The sequence below is a fragment of the Isoptericola halotolerans genome, from assembly GCF_003003075.1.
Lineage (GTDB): Bacteria > Actinomycetota > Actinomycetes > Actinomycetales > Cellulomonadaceae > Isoptericola > Isoptericola halotolerans_A.
On record NZ_PVTX01000010.1, the window covers coordinates 1 to 18,332 of the forward strand.

General features: G+C 70.7%; 10 protein-coding genes. 4 read left to right on the forward strand and 6 right to left on the reverse strand.

From position 1 onward, the window contains the following. Positions 1-777 precede the first annotated feature (777 nt). Complete coding sequence (locus BCL65_RS14060) at positions 778-1,419, forward strand: hypothetical protein (RefSeq protein ID WP_106269094.1); 642 nt, start codon at positions 778-780, stop codon at positions 1,417-1,419. A gap of 122 nt (positions 1,420-1,541) precedes the next feature. On the opposite strand, the gene BCL65_RS14065 is transcribed toward BCL65_RS14060, so the two are convergent. After that, positions 1,542-2,240: a TetR/AcrR family transcriptional regulator gene (locus tag BCL65_RS14065; protein WP_207767736.1), complete on the reverse strand. Its 699-nt coding sequence runs from the start codon at positions 2,238-2,240 to the stop codon at positions 1,542-1,544. Positions 2,241-2,320: 80 nt separating this feature from the next. Here BCL65_RS14065 and BCL65_RS14070 point away from each other — a divergent pair, with 80 nt between their 5' ends. Continuing rightward, positions 2,321-3,256: a zinc-binding dehydrogenase gene (locus BCL65_RS14070; RefSeq protein ID WP_106269098.1), complete on the forward strand. Its 936-nt coding sequence runs from the start codon at positions 2,321-2,323 to the stop codon at positions 3,254-3,256. Positions 3,257-3,341: 85 nt separating this feature from the next. Here the strand turns inward: BCL65_RS14070 and BCL65_RS14075 are convergent, their stop codons facing one another. Beyond that, a complete protein-coding gene (locus tag BCL65_RS14075) occupies positions 3,342-3,866 on the reverse strand; it encodes a CGNR zinc finger domain-containing protein (protein ID WP_106269100.1) in 525 nt (174 codons plus the stop codon). Between the two features lie 90 nt (positions 3,867-3,956). On the opposite strand from BCL65_RS14075, the gene BCL65_RS14080 reads away from it, so the two are divergent. After that, positions 3,957-4,820 (forward strand): alpha/beta fold hydrolase, encoded by an 864-nt coding sequence (locus BCL65_RS14080; protein ID WP_106269102.1) that lies wholly within the window; start codon positions 3,957-3,959, stop codon positions 4,818-4,820. Between the two features lie 137 nt (positions 4,821-4,957). Here the strand turns inward: BCL65_RS14080 and BCL65_RS14085 are convergent, their stop codons facing one another. From BCL65_RS14085 to BCL65_RS14100, 4 genes are read right to left on the reverse strand one after another with little or no spacing between them, the layout of a single operon-like run. Beyond that, positions 4,958-5,707, reverse strand: a complete 750-nt coding sequence (locus tag BCL65_RS14085; protein ID WP_106269104.1) for a succinate dehydrogenase/fumarate reductase iron-sulfur subunit — start codon at positions 5,705-5,707, stop codon at positions 4,958-4,960. 16 nt (positions 5,708-5,723) lie between these two features. Next, positions 5,724-7,667, reverse strand: coding sequence for a fumarate reductase/succinate dehydrogenase flavoprotein subunit (locus tag BCL65_RS14090; protein WP_106269105.1), 1,944 nt, complete (start codon positions 7,665-7,667; stop codon positions 5,724-5,726). Positions 7,668-7,692: 25 nt separating this feature from the next. Next, the gene (locus BCL65_RS14095; protein WP_106269107.1) at positions 7,693-8,502 is read right to left on the reverse strand and encodes a hypothetical protein; all 810 of its coding nucleotides are present in this window, start codon (positions 8,500-8,502) and stop codon (positions 7,693-7,695) included. Next, positions 8,499-8,780 carry a hypothetical protein gene (locus tag BCL65_RS14100; protein ID WP_106269109.1) on the reverse strand — a complete coding sequence of 94 codons (282 nt, stop codon included), beginning with the start codon at positions 8,778-8,780 and terminating at the stop codon, positions 8,499-8,501. The genes BCL65_RS14095 and BCL65_RS14100 overlap by 4 nt, the downstream gene beginning before the upstream one ends. A gap of 335 nt (positions 8,781-9,115) precedes the next feature. On the opposite strand from BCL65_RS14100, the gene BCL65_RS18460 reads away from it, so the two are divergent. After that, positions 9,116-18,319 (forward strand): DUF5979 domain-containing protein, encoded by a 9,204-nt coding sequence (locus BCL65_RS18460; RefSeq protein WP_106269111.1) that lies wholly within the window; start codon positions 9,116-9,118, stop codon positions 18,317-18,319. Positions 18,320-18,332 lie beyond the last annotated feature (13 nt).

Here is an 18,332-nt window from a genome sequence, read left to right on the forward strand (position 1 = left end):
AACCTCTCCTTGAGCGCCCCACGCCCGTCCCGAAACGACACGGTCCCCGCAACCCCCAGAAAATCAGGGTGTTGCGGGGACCGTTAGAACCTGCCTTCTGGCCAGGGGGCCTTTCGCTTTGCAGGGCAGAGCGTTGCTGGTTTGCGCCTCGGCCGGCGGCCGGTTGAGGGGAGTCCACCGTCGGGTTCGACGGGCTTCCAGGGTGACAGGTCGCGAGGGGCGAGGGCCGGCATCCCTCGGCGCCCTAGGGTGGAATCAGGGCCTGAAGTGCGCGAACGCTGCTCGTTCGACGACGTTCCTGTAGTCGCGTTCGGCTGGTGCGGAGCTCGCGATCGGTCCGGTGAGGCAGTTGATGCTGTCAGCAGCGGTCGGGGGCGTTCCGAAGTTGTCACTCGGCCGTCCTGACGCTTGGTGTTCCGTACAGCTTCATGGCCGTGCTGGGGACGGCCGCCGCGGATCCGTCGGCCACCGGTGTCGAGCAGACCGCAGGCGGGAAGGTCGACGGCTTCTTCGTGTGGGAGGCCGCCTCGGAGCGGGCCGGTGTCCGCCCGCCTGGCCGGATGGCCGGCGCAGTGGGATTCGTCGGTTCCGAGGCGACCGTGCGGCTATGGCTCCGAGACCAGCGCTTGCAGATGGCGGGACCTTGACTGTGTGGTGAGAACAGGGCCTTTCCTGGAGGCGCGGAGACGGGCGCCTTCGAGCGCCACTCCAGTCCACAGGGTGGCGGTGGTGACTCGGCACCGTGGGCACGTCGCGGCACCAACGGTAGGAGGCGACATGAGTACTGAGCCAGGTAGCGCGCGGGCGCTCGCCCACCAGCTCGCACGCGGAATCGACCCGGACGCCCTCGGTCGCGATGCCTTCGGAGCGGACATGGCACGGGCTGCAGACATGCCGGAGCCCCTGCTGCTCGAGGCGGGCTGTGTGCGCGCTGCGTACGAAGCGATCGCAGCGGCGGGAGAGTGCGCCGATGCACCGGACGACGCGACGTTCGTCTCGCTGCGAGCCGGCGCAAGGGCTGCCGCCGACGCGGCTCGCGTCGCCGACGAGATCGGGGCTGGCGCGGCGTTAGCGCTGCGCGCCGCTGCCCGCGCTTGGTACCCGTACGCCGTCGAGGGCGAGAGCACGTCGTGGAAGGTTGGGCTGAAGGCATTCAGCGAGACGTGCGACGTCGACGCCGAGGCGGACCAGAATCTTGTCGTGCGGGGTGTCTGGGCGGCGGGTGCGGCAGCGGGACGTGACGACACTGCGACGGGGCGCGCGATTCGTGCCTTCGCTGACGAGCTGATGGGGAGGACCACAGCGGGGGAGGACCTGCTGACGGCGTGGAGGGGGGCTGTTCGCCACACGGCCGAGGTAGCCCCCGACCCGGTCTTCCATACCGTGGTCGATGCGGTGCAGGGAGTGCTGACCCGGTAGGAGCCGCGAAGAGTGGATGCGGCTCGTGGGCCCGGGCGCGAACGGCTCGACTCGACGAGGTCCTGTGGACGGTCCGTGGTGAGCCGTCGTCCCGTCGCTCAGGCGATGACCGGTCGCGCGAGTCACGGCGGCGCATCCCTCCGGACTGGAGCCCGTCGGGCGCTGCCTGGTCTCACCGAACTCGTCGTCAGCCGAAGGCTGTCAGGAAGAATGGATACCCGCTGCCGCACCAGGTCGATGAGGCCGTCCGCGTCAGCTGTCGGCCCGGTGCGGGGCAGCCAGGCACGCTGTGCACTGCGTGACGCGACCACCAGCATGTCCAGCAGCAGCACCAGCCGCTCCTCGTCGGCGGTCGCGCCGGGCGCAGGACTCAGGATCGCCAACACCTCCGCGACGGTGTGGTCGCAGAACTGCAGGTTGTGTGCGGCGAAGGAGGAATGGGTCCGGTCGAGCAGCAGCGCTGCCCGCGTGAACCGTGTCCACTCGCCGTCGGCCCGCTCCTGTTCCCTGATGGCCGCGGCGAGGACATCGCTCAGCGACAGCAGAAGCGGGGTGTCTGCGTCCCCCGGCATGGGCTCCTCGGCCAGTCGTCGCGCGAACGCACGCCACATGTCCTTCAGGGGCGTCATCGCGGCGTCTTGCTTGCTCGAGAAGTACCGGAAGAACGTGCGTTTGGACACGTCCGCCTGGGCACACAGGTCGTCGATCGTGACGTGGTCGGGCTCCTCCCGCGTGAACGACTCCAGCGCCGCGACGACGAGAGCGCGTCGGGTGGCGCGCTTCTTGCGCTCCCGCAGTCCTGCCGCGACGTCGTCGGCCACCTCGTACCTCAGCATGCGACAGACGGTACAGGACTGCCCCTCAGTATCATGTGGCACCCAGAGACACTTAAGGAGACAGCATGCGCGCGATCGTCGTCGACTCTGCACACCCCGTGGGGATCCGTCTCGCAGAGGCCCCGCCACCGCAACCGCGTGCGTCGGAGGCAGTCGTGCGTGTTGCGGCGTTCACGATCAACTACGGAGACATCGCTACCGCGCAGTCGTTGCCCGACGGGGCAGTGCCGGGCTGGGAGGCGGCCGGATACGTCGCCCAGGCCGCCGCGGACGGTTCCGGCCCCGGTGTCGGAACTCCGGTCATCAGCCTGGGTGAGGCAGGAGGCTGGGCTGAGTATCGCGCGGTGGACACCGCCATGCTGGGCGTGGTTCCTGAGGCTGCTGATCTCGGCGAGATGAGCACCCTTCCCGTCGCCGCCAACAGCGCCCTGCGTGCGCTGCGGCGGATCGGCCCGATCCTCGGGCGCACGGTCATGGTGACGGGAGCGACGGGAGGAGTCGGGCGGTACGCCGTGCAGCTCGCGTATCTCGGCGGTGCCACCGTGGTTGCCGTCACCACCTCACCCGACCGGTACGGGGCTGAGCTGCGGTGCCTCGGCGCCTCGGACGTGGTGGCCTCCCCGGGGCAGCATCGCGGCGAGGTGCACGGCGTGATCGACTGCGTCGGCGGCGACCTGCTGGTGCAGGCGTTCGACCGGCTCGGACGCGATGGCGTGCTCGTCGCGCTCGGCCATGTCACGTCGCAGCCGGAGGTGTTCCCGGTGGGCACGCTCATCGCCGATCCGTCTCGACACAACCGCAGCATCGTCACGTTCCATCAGCTCGACGGCTCGCCCCTCGCGCCCGACCTCGCATGGCTCAGTGCACGCCTGGTCGAGGGGCGTCTTCGCCCGTCGATCGCGTGGCGCGGGCCATGGACCCGAGTTGCGGAGGTGATCGAGCGGCTGCACTCCGGCTCGTTGCACGGGAAGGCGGTCGTCGACGTGCCCGCCGATGAGTGACTGAGCGGGACGGCGACGGGGCGAGGGCGCCCTCAACCTCCGGCTCTCGCCGAGCGAGGAGGCGTGGGCGGGCGGGGAGTCCCGGTCACGCGCGCCCGGTCTCGGACGGGCTCTGCTGCCGCGAGTAGTGACGCCGCGCCTTCATGCGGTTGCCGCAGGTGGCCATGGAGCACCACCGTGCGGTGTTGCCCTTGGAGCGGTCGATGAGGAACTTCCGGCAGTCGGGGTTCTCGCACGGGCGGAGCCTGCCGGGCTGCTCGGCGGCGACCTCGGCCCAGGCGATGACCGCGCGCGCCGCCGGCAGCTTCGCAGCAGGGCCGGCGAGCTGCCAGCGCAAGCCGCGAGGGGTGAGGGGCAACGGCTCCTGTTCGACGTCTCGAAGGATCTGGTCCAGCTCGGCCCCGACCGTGCCGGTGCGGGCGGCGACCTGCAGACCGTCCCGGGCGCGGACCAGCTCGCGCACCTCGCTCGTCGTTCCCTCTCCGCCGAAGCGGCGCGCGAGGTCTGCTGCGTGGGCCGGGTCGGACAGGAGGTCCGTCGGGGCGCCACCCTCGACGGGCGTGGAGTTCAGCAGCGCGAGCAGTGCGCCGCCGTGGTCGTCGGTAGCCATCGTGTCTAACTCCCATATGTTCGTTGACAGGTTAGGTGCTCCGTGATCTACTGACCTAACCACCGAAACCATTTTAGACAGGAGGGCAGCGTGGTGAACACCTACCACCGCTTCGTGGAGGTCGAGGGTCTGAACGTCTTCTACCGTGAGGCAGGCGACCCCGACGCTCCCACCGTCGTGCTGCTGCACGGCTACCCCACCAGCTCGTTCATGTTCCGCCACCTCATCCCCGAGCTGGCCGACGACTTCCACGTGATCGCGCCGGACCACATCGGGTTCGGTCTCTCCGACGCTCCGGCGGCGGACGAGTTCCGGTACACCTTCGACGCTCTGGCCGCGCACACCTCGAAGCTCCTCGAGGCGCTCGGCGTCGACCGGTACGCGATCTACGTCCAGGACTACGGGGCACCGATCGGGTGGCGCCTTGCGCTCGAGGATCCCGACCGGGTCTGGGCCATCGTCAGCCAGAACGGCAACGCCTACGAAGAGGGCTTCGTCGACGAGTTCTGGGCGAGCGTGTGGGCGTACGCCGCCGATCCCCACGCAGAGACCGAGGCCGCGCTGCGCCCGGCGCTCGGCGAGGATGCGATCCGGTGGCAGTACACCCACGGCGTTCCCGATCCGGCCGTCGTGAGCCCGGACACCTGGCGGCACGACGCCGCACTCGTCGCACGGCCCGGCAACGACCAGGCCCAGCTCGCGCTCTTCCGGGACTACGTCACCAACGTCCGGCTCTACCCGGACCTCCACGAGTACCTGCGGGACTCCCGTGTGCCGGTGCTCGCCGTCTGGGGCAAGAACGACGAGATCTTCGGCCCCGCGGGCGCCGAAGCGTTCCGCCAACACGCCCACGACCCGGAGATCCACCTGCTCGACGGCGGACACTTCCTGCTCGAGAGCGCGCTCGACCAGGTGGCGCCCCTGATGCGCCGGTTCCTCGCTCGGCACTCCTGACCACGGGTCGACCGGGCGACAACGTGCCATCACACCGAAGACGTCACGGGTCGAACCCCGTATCGCCCACACCGAGCAGAGGCCCTTGACCGGCGGAGACGCCGGTCGAGGGCCTCTTCGCGTGCATCGGGCAGTCCTCAGCGACGGCGCGAGATCGTCCGCCCCAGCCACGCGAGGGGGTCGTACCGGCGGTCCGCGACGCGCTCCTTCATCGGGATCAGGGCGTTGTCGGTGATCTTGATGCCCTCGGGGCACACCTCGGTGCAGCACTTGGTGATGTTGCACCGGCCGAGTCCGTGCTCGTCCTGGGCGGCGTCCACCCGGTCCGCGACGTCGAGCGGGTGCATCTCCAGCTCGGCGACGCGCAGCAGGTACCGGGGCCCGGCGAACGATTCCTTGTTCTCCTCGTGGTCACGGACCACGTGGCACGTGTCCTGGCACAGGAAGCACTCGATGCACTTGCGGAACTCCTGGGAGCGCTCGACGTCGACCTGCTGCATGCGGTACTCGCCGGGCGCCAGCCCGGCCGGTGGGGTGAACGCCGTGACCTCGCGTGCCTTGGCGTAGTTGAACGACACGTCCGTCACGAGGTCGCGGACCACGGGGAAGGTCCGCAGGGGAGTCACCGTCACGACGTGGTCCGGCGCGAACACGGACATCCGCGTCATGCAGAGCAGCCGAGGCCGCCCGTCGATCTCCGCGGAGCACGACCCGCACTTGCCCGCCTTACAGTTCCAGCGCACGGCGAGGTCCGGCGTCTGCGTCGCCTGCAGGCGGTGCAGGATGTCGAGGACCACCTCGCCCTCGTTGACCTCGACCTCGTGGTCGTGGAGCGAGCCGCCGTCGGCGTCGCCGCGCCAGACCCGGAACCGGCCCGTGTACGTCATGCTGTGCTCCTCGCGCTCATGCCGCGCCCCTGTCGCGCCCGGGGTGCGCCGCCAGCTCGTCCGGCGTGTAGTACTTCTCCAGCTCCGCGAGCTCGAAGAGCGCCAGCAGGTCGTCGCGCATCGGCGCGCGCTCGGCGGGTTCGACGACGACGCGGGGGACCACGGGATCGCTCGCTCCGCCGTCGTCGTCGTCGCGGAGGTGGGTCACCAGCACGCGGCGGCGCCACGTGGCGTCGAGGTCGGGGTAGTCGTCGCGGGTGTGGCCGCCACGGCTCTCGGTGCGCAGCAGCGCCGACGTCGCCACGGCCTCGCCGACCAGGAGCATGTTGCGCAGGTCCAGGGCGAGGTGCCAACCCGGGTTGTACTGGCGGTGCCCCTCGACGACGACGTCGCGCACGCGATCGCGCAGCGCGTCGAGGCGGTCCAGCGCCTCCATCATCTCGGCGTGCGTGCGGATGATGCCGACGAGGTCGTTCATCATCTGCTGCAGGTCCGTCTGCAGCGTGTACGGGTTCTCGCTCGTGCCGCCGGACGAGGGCTCGAACGGCGCGACCGCCGTCGCTGCGGCTCGCCGGACGGCCTCCTCGCGCACGACCGGACGGCGCTCGAGGCCCGCGACGTGCTGGGCCGCGCCGAGGCCGGCGCGGCGCCCGAAGACCAGCAGGTCGGACAACGAGTTGCCGCCGAGCCGGTTGGATCCGTGCATCCCGCTGGCGCACTCGCCGGCCGCGAACAGCCCGGGGACGCTGGACCGGCCGGTGTCCGGGTCCACCTCGATGCCGCCCATCACGTAGTGGCAGGTCGGCCCCACCTCCATGGGTTCGGCCGTGATGTCGACGTCGGCCAGCTCCTTGAACTGGTGGTACATCGAGGGCAGGCGGCGCTTGATCTCCTCGGCCGGCATGCGGCTGGCGATGTCGAGGTAGACGCCGCCGTGCGGGGAGCCGCGCCCCTCCTTGACCTCCGTGTTGATCGCGCGGGCGACCTCGTCGCGGGGCAGGAGGTCCGGGGTGCGGCGGTTGTTCTCCTGGTCGTCGTACCAGCGGTCGGCCTCCTCCTCGGTCTCGGCGTACTGTCCGGTGAACACGTCGGGGACGTAGCGGAACATGAACCGCTCGCCGTCGGAGTTCTTCAGCACGCCGCCGTCGCCCCGCACCCCCTCGGTCACGAGGATGCCCTTGACGCTGGGCGGCCAGACCATGCCCGTCGGGTGGAACTGGACGAACTCCATGTCGACGAGGCGTGCCCCGGCACGCAGCGCCAGCGCGTGCCCGTCGCCGGTGTACTCCCACGAGTTCGACGTCACCTGGAACGACTTACCGATCCCGCCGGTGGCGAGGACGACGGCGGGCGCCGCGATCTCGACGAACCGTCCCGACTCCCGCCAGTAGCCGAACGCCCCGGCGATCGCGCCGTCGTCGTCGGTCAGGAGCTCGGTGACCGTGCACTCGGCGAAGACGCGCAGACGCGCCTCGTAGTCGCCGGTGGCGGCGTGGTCCTCCTGCTGCAGTGCGACGATGCGCTGCTGGAGGCTGCGGATGAGCTCGAGGCCGGTCCTGTCGCCGACGTGCGCGAGCCGGGGGTAGGTGTGGCCGCCGAAGTTGCGCTGGTGGATCCGTCCGTCCGCCGTGCGGTCGAACAGGGCGCCGTAGGTCTCGAGCTCCCAGACGCGGTCGGGTGCCTCCTTGGCGTGCAGCTCCGCCATCCGCCAGCTGTTGAGGAACTTCCCGCCGCGCATCGTGTCGCGGTAGTGGACCTGCCACGAGTCGTTCGCGTTGACGTTGCCCATCGCGGCGGCGCACCCACCCTCCGCCATCACGGTGTGCGCCTTGCCGAAGAGGGACTTGCAGACGACGGCGGTACGCATCCCGCGTTCGCGCGCCTCGATCGCGGCGCGCAGGCCGGCGCCGCCGGCACCGATGACGAGGACGTCGTAGTCGTGGCGCTCGGTCTCGGTCAACGAACGTCTCCTCTCCGGGTGCTTCCTACCCGACGATCCGCAGGTCGGTGATCGTCCCGCGCGCCACGAGCATCACGTACAGGTCGGTGGCCACCAGCGTGCCGAGCGTGATCCAGGCGAAGAACATGTGCCGCGTGTTGAGGCGGGACACCCAGGTCCAGAGGCGGTACCGCACGGGGTGCTTCGAGAAGTGCGTCAGCCGGCCACCCATGACGTGCCGGCACGAGTGGCACGAGAGCGTGTAGCCCCACAGGAGCGCCACGTTCACGAGCAGCACGAGGTTGCCGACGCCGACGACGAACCCGTCCGTGGGGTGCCGGAACGCGAGGAGCGCGTCGTAGGTGTTGATGAGCGCGATCACGGCCGCGAGGTAGAAGAAGTACCGGTGGGCGTTCTGCATGATGAGCGGGAAGCGGGTCTCGCCCGTGTACTGCGCGTGGGGTTCGGGGACCGCGCACGCGGCGGGGGAGAGCCAGAACGACCGGTAGTACGCCTTGCGGTAGTAGTAGCAGGTCAGGCGGAACAGCAGCAGGAACGGCAGGCTCAGCGCGGCGTAGGGGATGAGCGGGTGGTCCGGCAGGAACATCCCGAAGTGCGCCGCCCCGGGCTCCGCGGCGCACCCCAGCGACACGCACGGCGAGTAGAACGGTGTGAGGTATCGCTCGTCGGCGAAGAAGTACTGCTGCTGGAACGCCCGCACGCCGCCGTACACGACGAAGGCGAGCAGACCGACGGTGGTGGCCGCCGGGGGGAGCCACCACCGGTCGGTGCGCAGCGTCCGCGCATCGATCCCGGCGCGCCCGGGCGCGTCGACCCCTCGTGCGGTCGCCGTCACGGCCGGTCGCCGTGGTAGCCGCCGACCCCTTCGTCGTCGGCACCGCTCCACATCGACTCGTCCAGCGGGGTGTCGGGGACGACGACGTGCTCGGCGAGGGAGTCGGCCCGGCTCGGCGGCGCCGAGAGCAGCTCGCCGGCATCGATCTCGAGCCGTTCCAGGTCGTTCCGTAGCCGGCGCACCGCGGGCACGTCACCGAAGGCGTGGTGCAGCTCCACGACGGTGTGGCGCAGCTGCTCGATCGCACGGCGGAGATCGGCAAGCTCGGTGGACGTCATCGGGCACCTCCTCGGCGCGCCACCCCACGTCGTCGTGAGGTGCGTCACACCAGACTGCCGTGTGCGCGCCTGCCCGGCAAGGGGGCGAGCCGTTCCGCACCGGTGAGCGACGGAGCATGGTGCGCGAACCGCTTTGGGGGCCACGTCCGGAATGCCCGACCTGGTCGCGCGGATGTCGTGAAACTTTGGGAGTGTCGCTGTGACAGTGCGCACATGGCGGGCCTGCGGCTCGCTCCAGGGTGGAGGCCTTGATGGGTGACGGTCGCAGCACGACGACGCGGACGAGGGCGGGACGGCGACGCACGAGGGGCCGCCGGGGGTGGTCGGTACTGGGCGTGTTCGCGCTGGCGCTGCCCATGGTGGCGGTGCCGGCGACGACGGCGGCGGCGGCGACATGGGGTATCCAGAAGCAGGAGCTGTCGACCGGGCCGTACGAGCCGGGCGAACAGGTGCAGTGGGTCGTGTCGGTCTCGTGCTCCGACCCGAACGCCGACCCGTGCGTCCCGACGACCCTGACGGATCCACTGCCAGACGGCGTGAACCTGGTCAGCGCCTCCATCCAGAGCGGGGGCGGAGCGACGAACCCCGCCCTCGACCCCGACACCGAGAACAACACGGTCACCTACACCGCGGACAGCGTGCCCAACGGCGGGCAGGTGCAGATCCTCGTCACGGCGGAGGTCGACGCGGACATCCCCTACGGGACGACGAGCCTCACGAACACCGCATCGGTCGTCTCGGACAACGCGGACGAGGCGCAGGCCACCGACGACATCGACATCGTCGTCCCGCTGGTCCTCGACTCGGTCACCACCAAGGAGATCGAACCCGAGGGTGCGCTCGCCGCGCCCGGGACGGCCGCGACGATGACGATCGGCGGCTCCAACGCCTCGAACGACACGGTCGAGACCCTGGTCATCCAGGACCCGGTGGACCCCGCCGCCGAACCGAACCCCTTCACGTACCTGGAGTTCACCGGTTGGGGCGACGTCTCGTGGCCTGCCGGGGCGACGTCCGCGGACGTGACGTTCACCTGTGCCGACGGGACGAGCCCGACGGAGAGCACCACCACCACGGACACGCTGCCCGACCCGCCCGCCGGCTGCGTCGTCGAGGGCTTCACCGTCGTCTTCTCCGGTGAGATCGCACAGGACGCGACCGCGACCGTCCCGATCGCCGTCCAGCAGAGCGAAGCGGTCACCGAGCTCACCGACACGACCACGGTCACCAACGACACGTCGTCCTACGTGACCCACCCTGAGGGCGAGTCGGATCCGACGACGGCCGCGGACGACTACGTGATCACACCGCCGAACAACAGCGTGGAGGCGTCCAAGAGCTTCGACCCGGCGACGGTGAGCGCCGGTGACCCGACGACCGTCACGATCGGCGGGACCAACACCGGCACCCCGGTCGACACCATGACCATCACCGAGCCGGCGCCGGGTACCCCCAGCCCGTTCGAGGGCGACGACCCGATCACCTTCACCGGGTGGGGCACGGACGGTGCCGGCGCCGGGGTGGCCTGGCCTGCTGACGCCGACGCCGCGTCCGTGACGTTCACGTGTGCGGACGGCACCACGACCGACGCGATCGACGCGACGGCCCCCGACACTCTGCCCGACCCGCCCGACGGGTGCGAGGTCGTCGGGTTCTCCGTCACCTACACCGGAGACATCGTCACCGGTGGGCAGGCCACCATCCCGTTCACCGTGGACACCGACCCCGACCAGGACGTCGAGGACGTCACGCACCCCAACGAGATCGCCGCGGACATCCCGAACGCCGAGGACACGGCGTCGGCCGACCTGGTCACGCTGACCGACCGGCTGGCGACCGAGACGGACAAGCTCATCTCGCCGTCGACCTTCCCTGCCGTCCCCGGCCAGGCGGTCATCGTCCAGCTCCCGACGCAGCTCCTGCCCTTCGGCCCGGAGGGTTCGACCACGAACGCCGATCAGATCGTCGTCCAGGACCCGATCGATCCCGCGAACCCGGACGACTTCTCCGACAACTTCGTCCCGACGGCCGTCCGGTCCACGGACGTGCCGGCCGACTCCACGCTGACCATCAACTACTGGAACGGCTCGGAGTGGGTCCCGGCACCCGACTGCGGTCCCTACACGGGACCCGACACGGTGAGCTGCGACCTGCCGGCCGACGCCCAGGGCGTGCAGTTCGTCTACGACTCCACGGGCGACGGCTTCCCGCCCGGCACCAGCTTCCAGCCCAACTTCGTCGCGGAGTACACCGGCCCGGCGGACCGTGACGACCCGATCGAGAACTGCGGCTCCTCCAGCGGGTCGTCCGGCACGGTGGCACCCACGGATCCGGCCGTGGGTTGCGACACCGTCGACCCGTTCCCGGTGGACCCGGGACCGGGCAACCTGGACTTCATCGCTAAGGACTTCCTCGGTGAGCAGCCGGTGAGCGTGCTGGCCCGCTCCGACGACCAGGTGACCGCGCAGATCACCTGGTCGACCAACGGGTTCTCCGGTGTGGACCCGATGGTCATCTCCGACATCGCCGACCCGGAGACGACGGCGATCGCCGACTCCTTCTACGACGCCTTCGACCTCGTACGGATCGAAGCGATCGACGGGTCGGTCGACCCGCTGATCCAGTACGACGCCATCGTCGGCGTCGAGCTGTACGACGGGACGGCCTGGGTGCAGGCCACCAACTCCACCTGCACGGTCAGCACTCCGTGCGACGGCGGTATGCCGGCCGTGGCCCTCACGGCCGCCGAGCAGGAGTCGACCGTCTCGGCGCGCGTGGTCTACACCGAGTCGCCCTCGCGCAGCGCCACGCCCGCCGACCCGACCGCGCCGGCCGCGGGCGACGGCGTCGCCCGGTCCACGCAGGCCGACGGCCGCCATCTGGACCTGACCTTCGACGTGCGGGACGACAAGCGCTCCGACGGTTCGCCGGCGCTCGGCTCCACGAACGGCACGATCTACAACACGACCGACCCGGGCCTGGTGAACGACACCGCCCGCGGCACGGCGACGTTCGACGGTGACGAGTACACGGACACCGACGACGACGACGTGCTCATCATCGACCAGCCCCTCAACGTGACCGTCGCCAAGGACTGGACCGGCGGGCCGATCTCCGTGCCGCCGCCCGGCACCCCGACCCAGTTCTACCCGTCGACCACCGTGACGATCACGGGCACCAACGCCTCGAACGCCAAGGTGGACCAGCTCCGCCTGGTCGAGCCCGGAGCGCCCGACTCCGGCGCGGTGCAGACGGCCGAGGGCACGGCGCCCTTCGACGTGTTCGACCTGACCGGCATCGATCTCGTTCCGCCGGACGGGGCGACGTCCACCACCGTGACGCTGACGTACGACGACGGGACCACCGCGCAGTTCGACGAGGCCGGCGCCGAGGAGCTCGGCGCGACCGACCTCGTCGACGTGGTCGGCATCGAGGTCTCCTACGACGGGCTCGTCGAGCCGGGTGCCACGGGGTCGATGGACCTCACGTTGCGGCTCCGGGAGACGGACCGGTACTCCGGTGAGACGCTGCTCGACGAGCAGGGGACGATCGTCACGCAGAACCCCGTGCCGGACGGTGCGGTCGCGACGATCAACGACCCGGGCGGCACCGACGACGACGTCCGGCAGGCCTACGACGACGCGGACATGACGCTGCAGACGGCGTCCATCGATCTCGAGGTCGGCAAGTCGTTCGACCCGGACACCGTGGTCGAGCCGTTCCACGGCGCGAACCAGTCCGAGGAACCGGTGGTCATGACGCTCACCGGGCAGCCGCTCGGGCCGTCGCGCAGCGTCGAGATGGTGCTCGTCGACGACGACCCCCAGTTCTGGAACCAGTACGACTTCGTCGGTTTCGACCCGAGCGCAGCGCTGGTCACCCCGATCCAGCAGGTCCAGGTCGACGCGTTCGTCGGCGGGGTGTTCTCCGGCAACCCGGGCTCGCCGGACCCGGTGACGCGTGCCGGGGGCGACTGGGTCGTCGACGACGACGTCTCCGGAACCTTCGACCTGCCCGCGGGCGTGGCACCGGAGGACGTGCAGGGCCTGCGGTTCACCTTCACCCGCACCGACGGGTCCGTCTGGGAGAACCCCGCCACCCCGACCCAGCCGGTGCCGATCCAGATCCTGCGCCGGGACGACCTGCGCTCCGGCGGCGAGGTGCTGCCGGATCTCGAGGCCAATCCTCCGGCGCCGGGCGAGGAGGCGCCGGGCGTGGCCAGCAACACGGTCCAGGGGAGCACCACCGGTGCCGACCTCGTGATCGACCCGGACACGGGGGAGACGGTGCCCGTCAGCGCGGACGACGACGCCGAGGCGTCGATGCTCTACGAGCACGCCACCAACGCCGTGGAGATCGTCAAGGACTTCGACGGCGTCGTCACCGGCGGGACCGAGCCGCCGGACGCCGTCGTGCCCATGAACATCACGGTGACGAACACGGGTGACCGGCCGATCATCGATCCGGTGATCATCGACGACCCGATGCCGGCGGACGACGACGGACCCCAGCTCCGGCTCGCCGACGTCGAGCAGCCGTTCTCCTACACGCTGGACGGCGCCGCACCTGACCCCGCCAACGGCACACCCATGCCGACCGATCCCGGCGAGGTGACGGTGGACCAGTCCGGCGACATCGCTTCGCTGGGGTTCACGTTCCCCGAGGGCACTGTGCTCGAGGTCGGCCAGACGTACACGATCACCGTCCAGGTGCAGTTCCGCGTCACGTTGGACGCCGGGACCGTGCTGGAGAACACCGCCGGCGTCACGGGGGACCGCCCGTGGGACGAGTGCGTCACACGCCTCGACGACGAGACGGGCGCCTGCGAGGCGGACGCCGACGTCACGACCATCCCGTCGGCAGCACTCAGCCAGTCCAAGCTGGTCAAGGCGACGAACGACGAGTACCCGCTGGGCCTGATCGTCGACCCGGACCAGCCCGGCGACGTCGAGCCCGAGGACTGCGAGCCGAACTCGTTCGGCTTCTACGCCTACCCGTGCACGCCGATCATCCCGCCGGGCGAGAGCCAGACGTGGCGCGTCCGGGTGGACAACGTGGGCAACCTGCCCCTGGACAAGGTCGTCATCTACGACCGGTTCCCGGCGATCGGGGACACAGGTTCCTTCGCCGACTCGCCGCGCGACTCGGCCTGGGGCCCGTACTTCACCGACGACCCGCTCCCACGGGTCGTGAACGCCCCGGCCGGGAGCACCGTCGAGTACTTCTACACGACCGTCGACGACTACTGCATGGACGACATCAACGACCCGCTCGACGAGCCGATCTGCCCGCAGGACCCGGAGACCGGCTGGGCACCGCTGACCACGGACCTGGCCAACAGCGTCCTGCAGGACATCACAGCGATCAAGAACGTCATCACCTTTCCCGAGGACGAGTTCTTCCAGCCGGGTCAGTTCATCGCGCTCGAGGCCACGTCCACCACGCCGCCGGAGGCGCCGGAGGCCGGCGACCGGTCGATCGCCTGGAACTCGGCGGCCGCTTCCGGGGTGGCCCTCACGCCGAACGGCACCCAGACCAACCTGCTGCCGACCGAGGGCACCAAGGTCGGCGTCGCCACGGCGACCGGCCCGCTCGAGGTGAACAAGATCGTGGCCGGCGAGGGCGCGGAGTACGCGCCGGACTCGTTCGAGCTGACCGTGCAGTGCACGTCGGCCGTGGGGTCCTGGGTCGAGGAGGAGCTCGAACCGATCACCATCACCGTGACGCCCGGAACGCCGACGGTGGTCCCGGACTTGCCGTACGGCGCTGAGTGCACGCTGACCGAGGACGGCGGCGACGGTCAGTCCGAGCTGATCGTGACTCCGGCGACCGTGACCATCGACACCGAGACGGCGGACACCGGGAGCGAACCCGCATCCATCACGGCGACCAACGTGTACAGCCTGTCGAGCATCGAGATCTCCAAGGAGGTCGTCACCGACGCGGTCGACCAGGACGGTACCCCCGTGCCGTTCGGTCCGTTCGAGGCGACGGTCGAGTGCACCTTCCTCGGTGAGGCGGTGTACGCCGACGGCTACGGGCCTGCCGACCCCATGGTGGTCACCATCGAGGACGGCGAGACCGTGACGTTCACGGGCCTCCCGGTCAACTCCGAGTGCACCGTCACCGAGACCGGGACGGGCAACGCGTCGTCGGTGACCGTCACCGTCGGCCACCCGACGGTCGACCCCGTCGTCACCGACGGCCCCACGGCCGACCTGACGCTCCTGCCCGACGTCCTGGGCGAGGGCACCAACGAGGTCACGCTGACCAACACCTACGACGTCGGTGCGATCGACCTGCTCAAGGTCGTCGACGGCAGCGGCGCGGAGGGCTTCGGGGGCGGACCGTTCGAGTTCACCGTGCTGTGCACCTACGACGACGACGGGGACGGGGGAGCCGACCCGCGCACCGTCTACGACGACTCGATCACCCTGGGCGGGGACGACCCGCTCGAGGCCACGATCGAGAACCTGCCGGCCGGCGCCGTCTGCGAGATCACCGAGACCGACGACGGTGGCGCGACGTCGTCCGACCTCACGCCGAACCCGGTCACCGTGGTGGCGGGGGAGACCACCGAGGTGACCGCGACCAACACGTTCGACCTCGGCACGGTGCAGGTCGACAAGGACCTCGCCGGTCTCGGGGCCCTCTACGGGCCCGGACCGTTCGAGGTCGAGATCGCCTGCACGTTCGAGGGCGACCCGGTCGACGTGCCGGGCGGCGCGACGCGGGTGCTCGTCCCCGGTGACCCCGTGCTGTACGAAGGCCTGCCTGTCGGCTCGGAGTGCACCGTGACGGAGACGGACGACTTCGGCGCCTCGTCGACGACCATGACCGTCGACGGCGGGACGCCGGTGGACGGCAGCGCCGTCGACGTCGTCGTCCCGCCCGCCGAGGGCGGCGAGCCCACCGCCGTGGAGGTCGTCGTCACGAACACCTTCGACACCGCGCCGCTCGCGGTCACGAAGGTCGTCGACGGCGAGGGCGCGGAGTTCGCACCGCCGATGCCGGATATCCCGGACGCTCCCACCCCTCCCGCTGACCCGACACCGGAGGAGCTGGCCGAGTACCTCGTCGAGCTGGAGGCCTACCTCGCGACGGTGCCGTTCGACGAGTTCCCGTACGAGGCCTCCCTCGCGTGCACGTTCGAGGGGCAGGACGTGCCGATCCCCGGTGGGGACGCACGGCGCTTCGGTCCCGGGTTCCCGGCGCTGTACTTCGGCCTGCCCACCGGTGCCGAGTGCACGATCACCGAGACCGACACCGGCGGCGCCACCTCGGTGGCGTTCGACCCGGAGACGGTCGTGATCACCGACACCGAGGATCCGCTGACGCCGATCCCCGCCACCGTGACGAACACCTACGACGTCGGGCAGATCGCCGTCGACAAGGTGGTCGACGGCGACGGTGCCGAGCTCTACGGCACCGGGCCGTTCGAGGTCGCGACGACCTGCACGTTCCTCGGTGAGGAGATCGAGGTGCCGGGCGGCGCCGACCGGACGATCACCCCGGGCACCCCGGTCGTCTACGAGGGTCTGCCCGTCGGTGCGGTCTGCACGGTCACCGAGACCGACGACGGCAGCGCCACCGACGTGACGATCTCCTCCGCCGTCGAGGGCGGCGAGGCGGGACAGGCGATCGTCCCGGCGGCCGGCGACACCACGGTCGGGATCACGGTCACGAACACCTTCGACCTCGGTGAGGTCGTGGTCGACAAGGTGACCGACGGCGACGGTGCCGAGGCCTGGGGCGCCGGACCGTTCGAGGTCGAGCTGGCGTGCACGTTCAACGGTGCCGAGATCGAGATCCCGGGCGGCGCCACGCGGACCCTCACGCCCGGCTCGTCGGTCACGTTCGCCGACCTGCCGGTGGGTGCCGAGTGCTCGGTCACGGAGACCGACGACGGCGGTGCCACCGAGACGTCGATCGCGCCGGAGTCCGTGACGGTCGGCAGCCTCGCCGACGACCCGGTCGGCGTCACAGTGACCAACACGTTCGACCTGGGGTCGGTCCAGGTCGACAAGGAGCTCGCCGGGATCGGCGCGCTCTACGGGCCCGGACCCTTCGAGGTCTCGCTGGCCTGCACGTTCAACGGGGCGTCGATCGACATCCCGGGCGGGGCGGCACGCGAGCTGCAGCCGGGCGCGCCGGTCGTCTACGACGGGCTGCCCGTCGGCGCCGAGTGCGTCGTCACGGAGACCGAGGACTTCGGCGCCACCGGGGTGGAGATCTCCACGACGGTGGACGATGGCGAGCCCGGCGAGCTCGTGGTGACCGGCGGCGATGAGCCGGTCGGCATCACGGTGACGAACACCTTCCTGGTGAGCCCGGTGCTGGTCGAGAAGGTGGTCGACGGTGACGCGGCGCAGTTCGCCCCGCCGATGCCGGACCTGCCGGAGCTGCCCACCACGCTCGAGGAGCTCGCGGACTTCGACTTCGCGGCGATCCCGTTCGACGAGATGCCCTACCAGGTCACGGCCGAGTGCTCCTTCGAGGGGGCACCGGTGCCGATCCCGGGCGGTCCCTCGCGGATGTTCGGCCCGGGGTTCCCAGCGGTGTACTTCGGCCTGCCCGACGGCACCGAGTGCACCTTCACGGAGAGCATGACGGCGGGCGCGACGTCGGTGGCGATCGATCCCGAGACGGTGACGGTCGACGAGACGTCGTTGCTGGTGGAACCGACCGTCGCCACGGTCACGAACACCTACGACGCCGGTGAGCTCGTGGTGACCAAGGTCACCGACGGCGCGGGCGCCGGGCTGTGGGGCGACGGTCCGTTCGAGGCGACCGCGACCTGCACGTTCCTCGGTGACGAGATCGAGATCCCGGACGGGCCGACACGCGCTCTCACGCCGGAGGAGCCGGCCGTGTTCGCGGGCCTGCCCCTCGGTGCGGAGTGCGACGTGACCGAGTCGGTGACGGGCGGTGCCACGTCCTCGACGGTGACGGCCGCGGACGGCGCCGACGGCCCCGTCGTGGTCGACGCTGACGGGTCCGCCGCCTTCGAGGTCCGCAACACCTTCGACGTCGGGCAGGTGGTGGTCGACAAGACGCTGGCCGGCGACGGAGCCGACGAGCACGTCGAGGACGTGCTCACGGTGACGCTGGCCTGCACCCGCGACGTGGACGGCGAGCAGGTCGCGATCGGCGTCCCCGGGGGAGCGGACCGTGAGCTGAGCGCCGCCGGGGACTGGACGGCCGTCTACGCGGACCTGCCGCAGGGGGCCACCTGCACCCTCGCGGAGACCGAGGCGGGCGACGCGCGGTCGGTGACGATCGAGGCGCCCGACGGATCGACGACCACGGACCCGGCCGCCGGGGTGCCGACGTCCGAGGCGTTCGAGGTCCCCGTGGCCGGCACGTCGAACGTGGGCGTGGACGTCGTCAACACGTACGACGCGGCCCCGGTGCCGCCGACGCCGGGGCCGGGCTTCCTGCCCCGGACCGGCGCCGACCTCGCCGGCGCGTCGCTGCTGGCCCTGCTGCTGCTGGGAGCGGGCTACGCACTGGTCCGGTGGCGCCGCCGCTCGGAGTGAGCGGGGGTGGTCC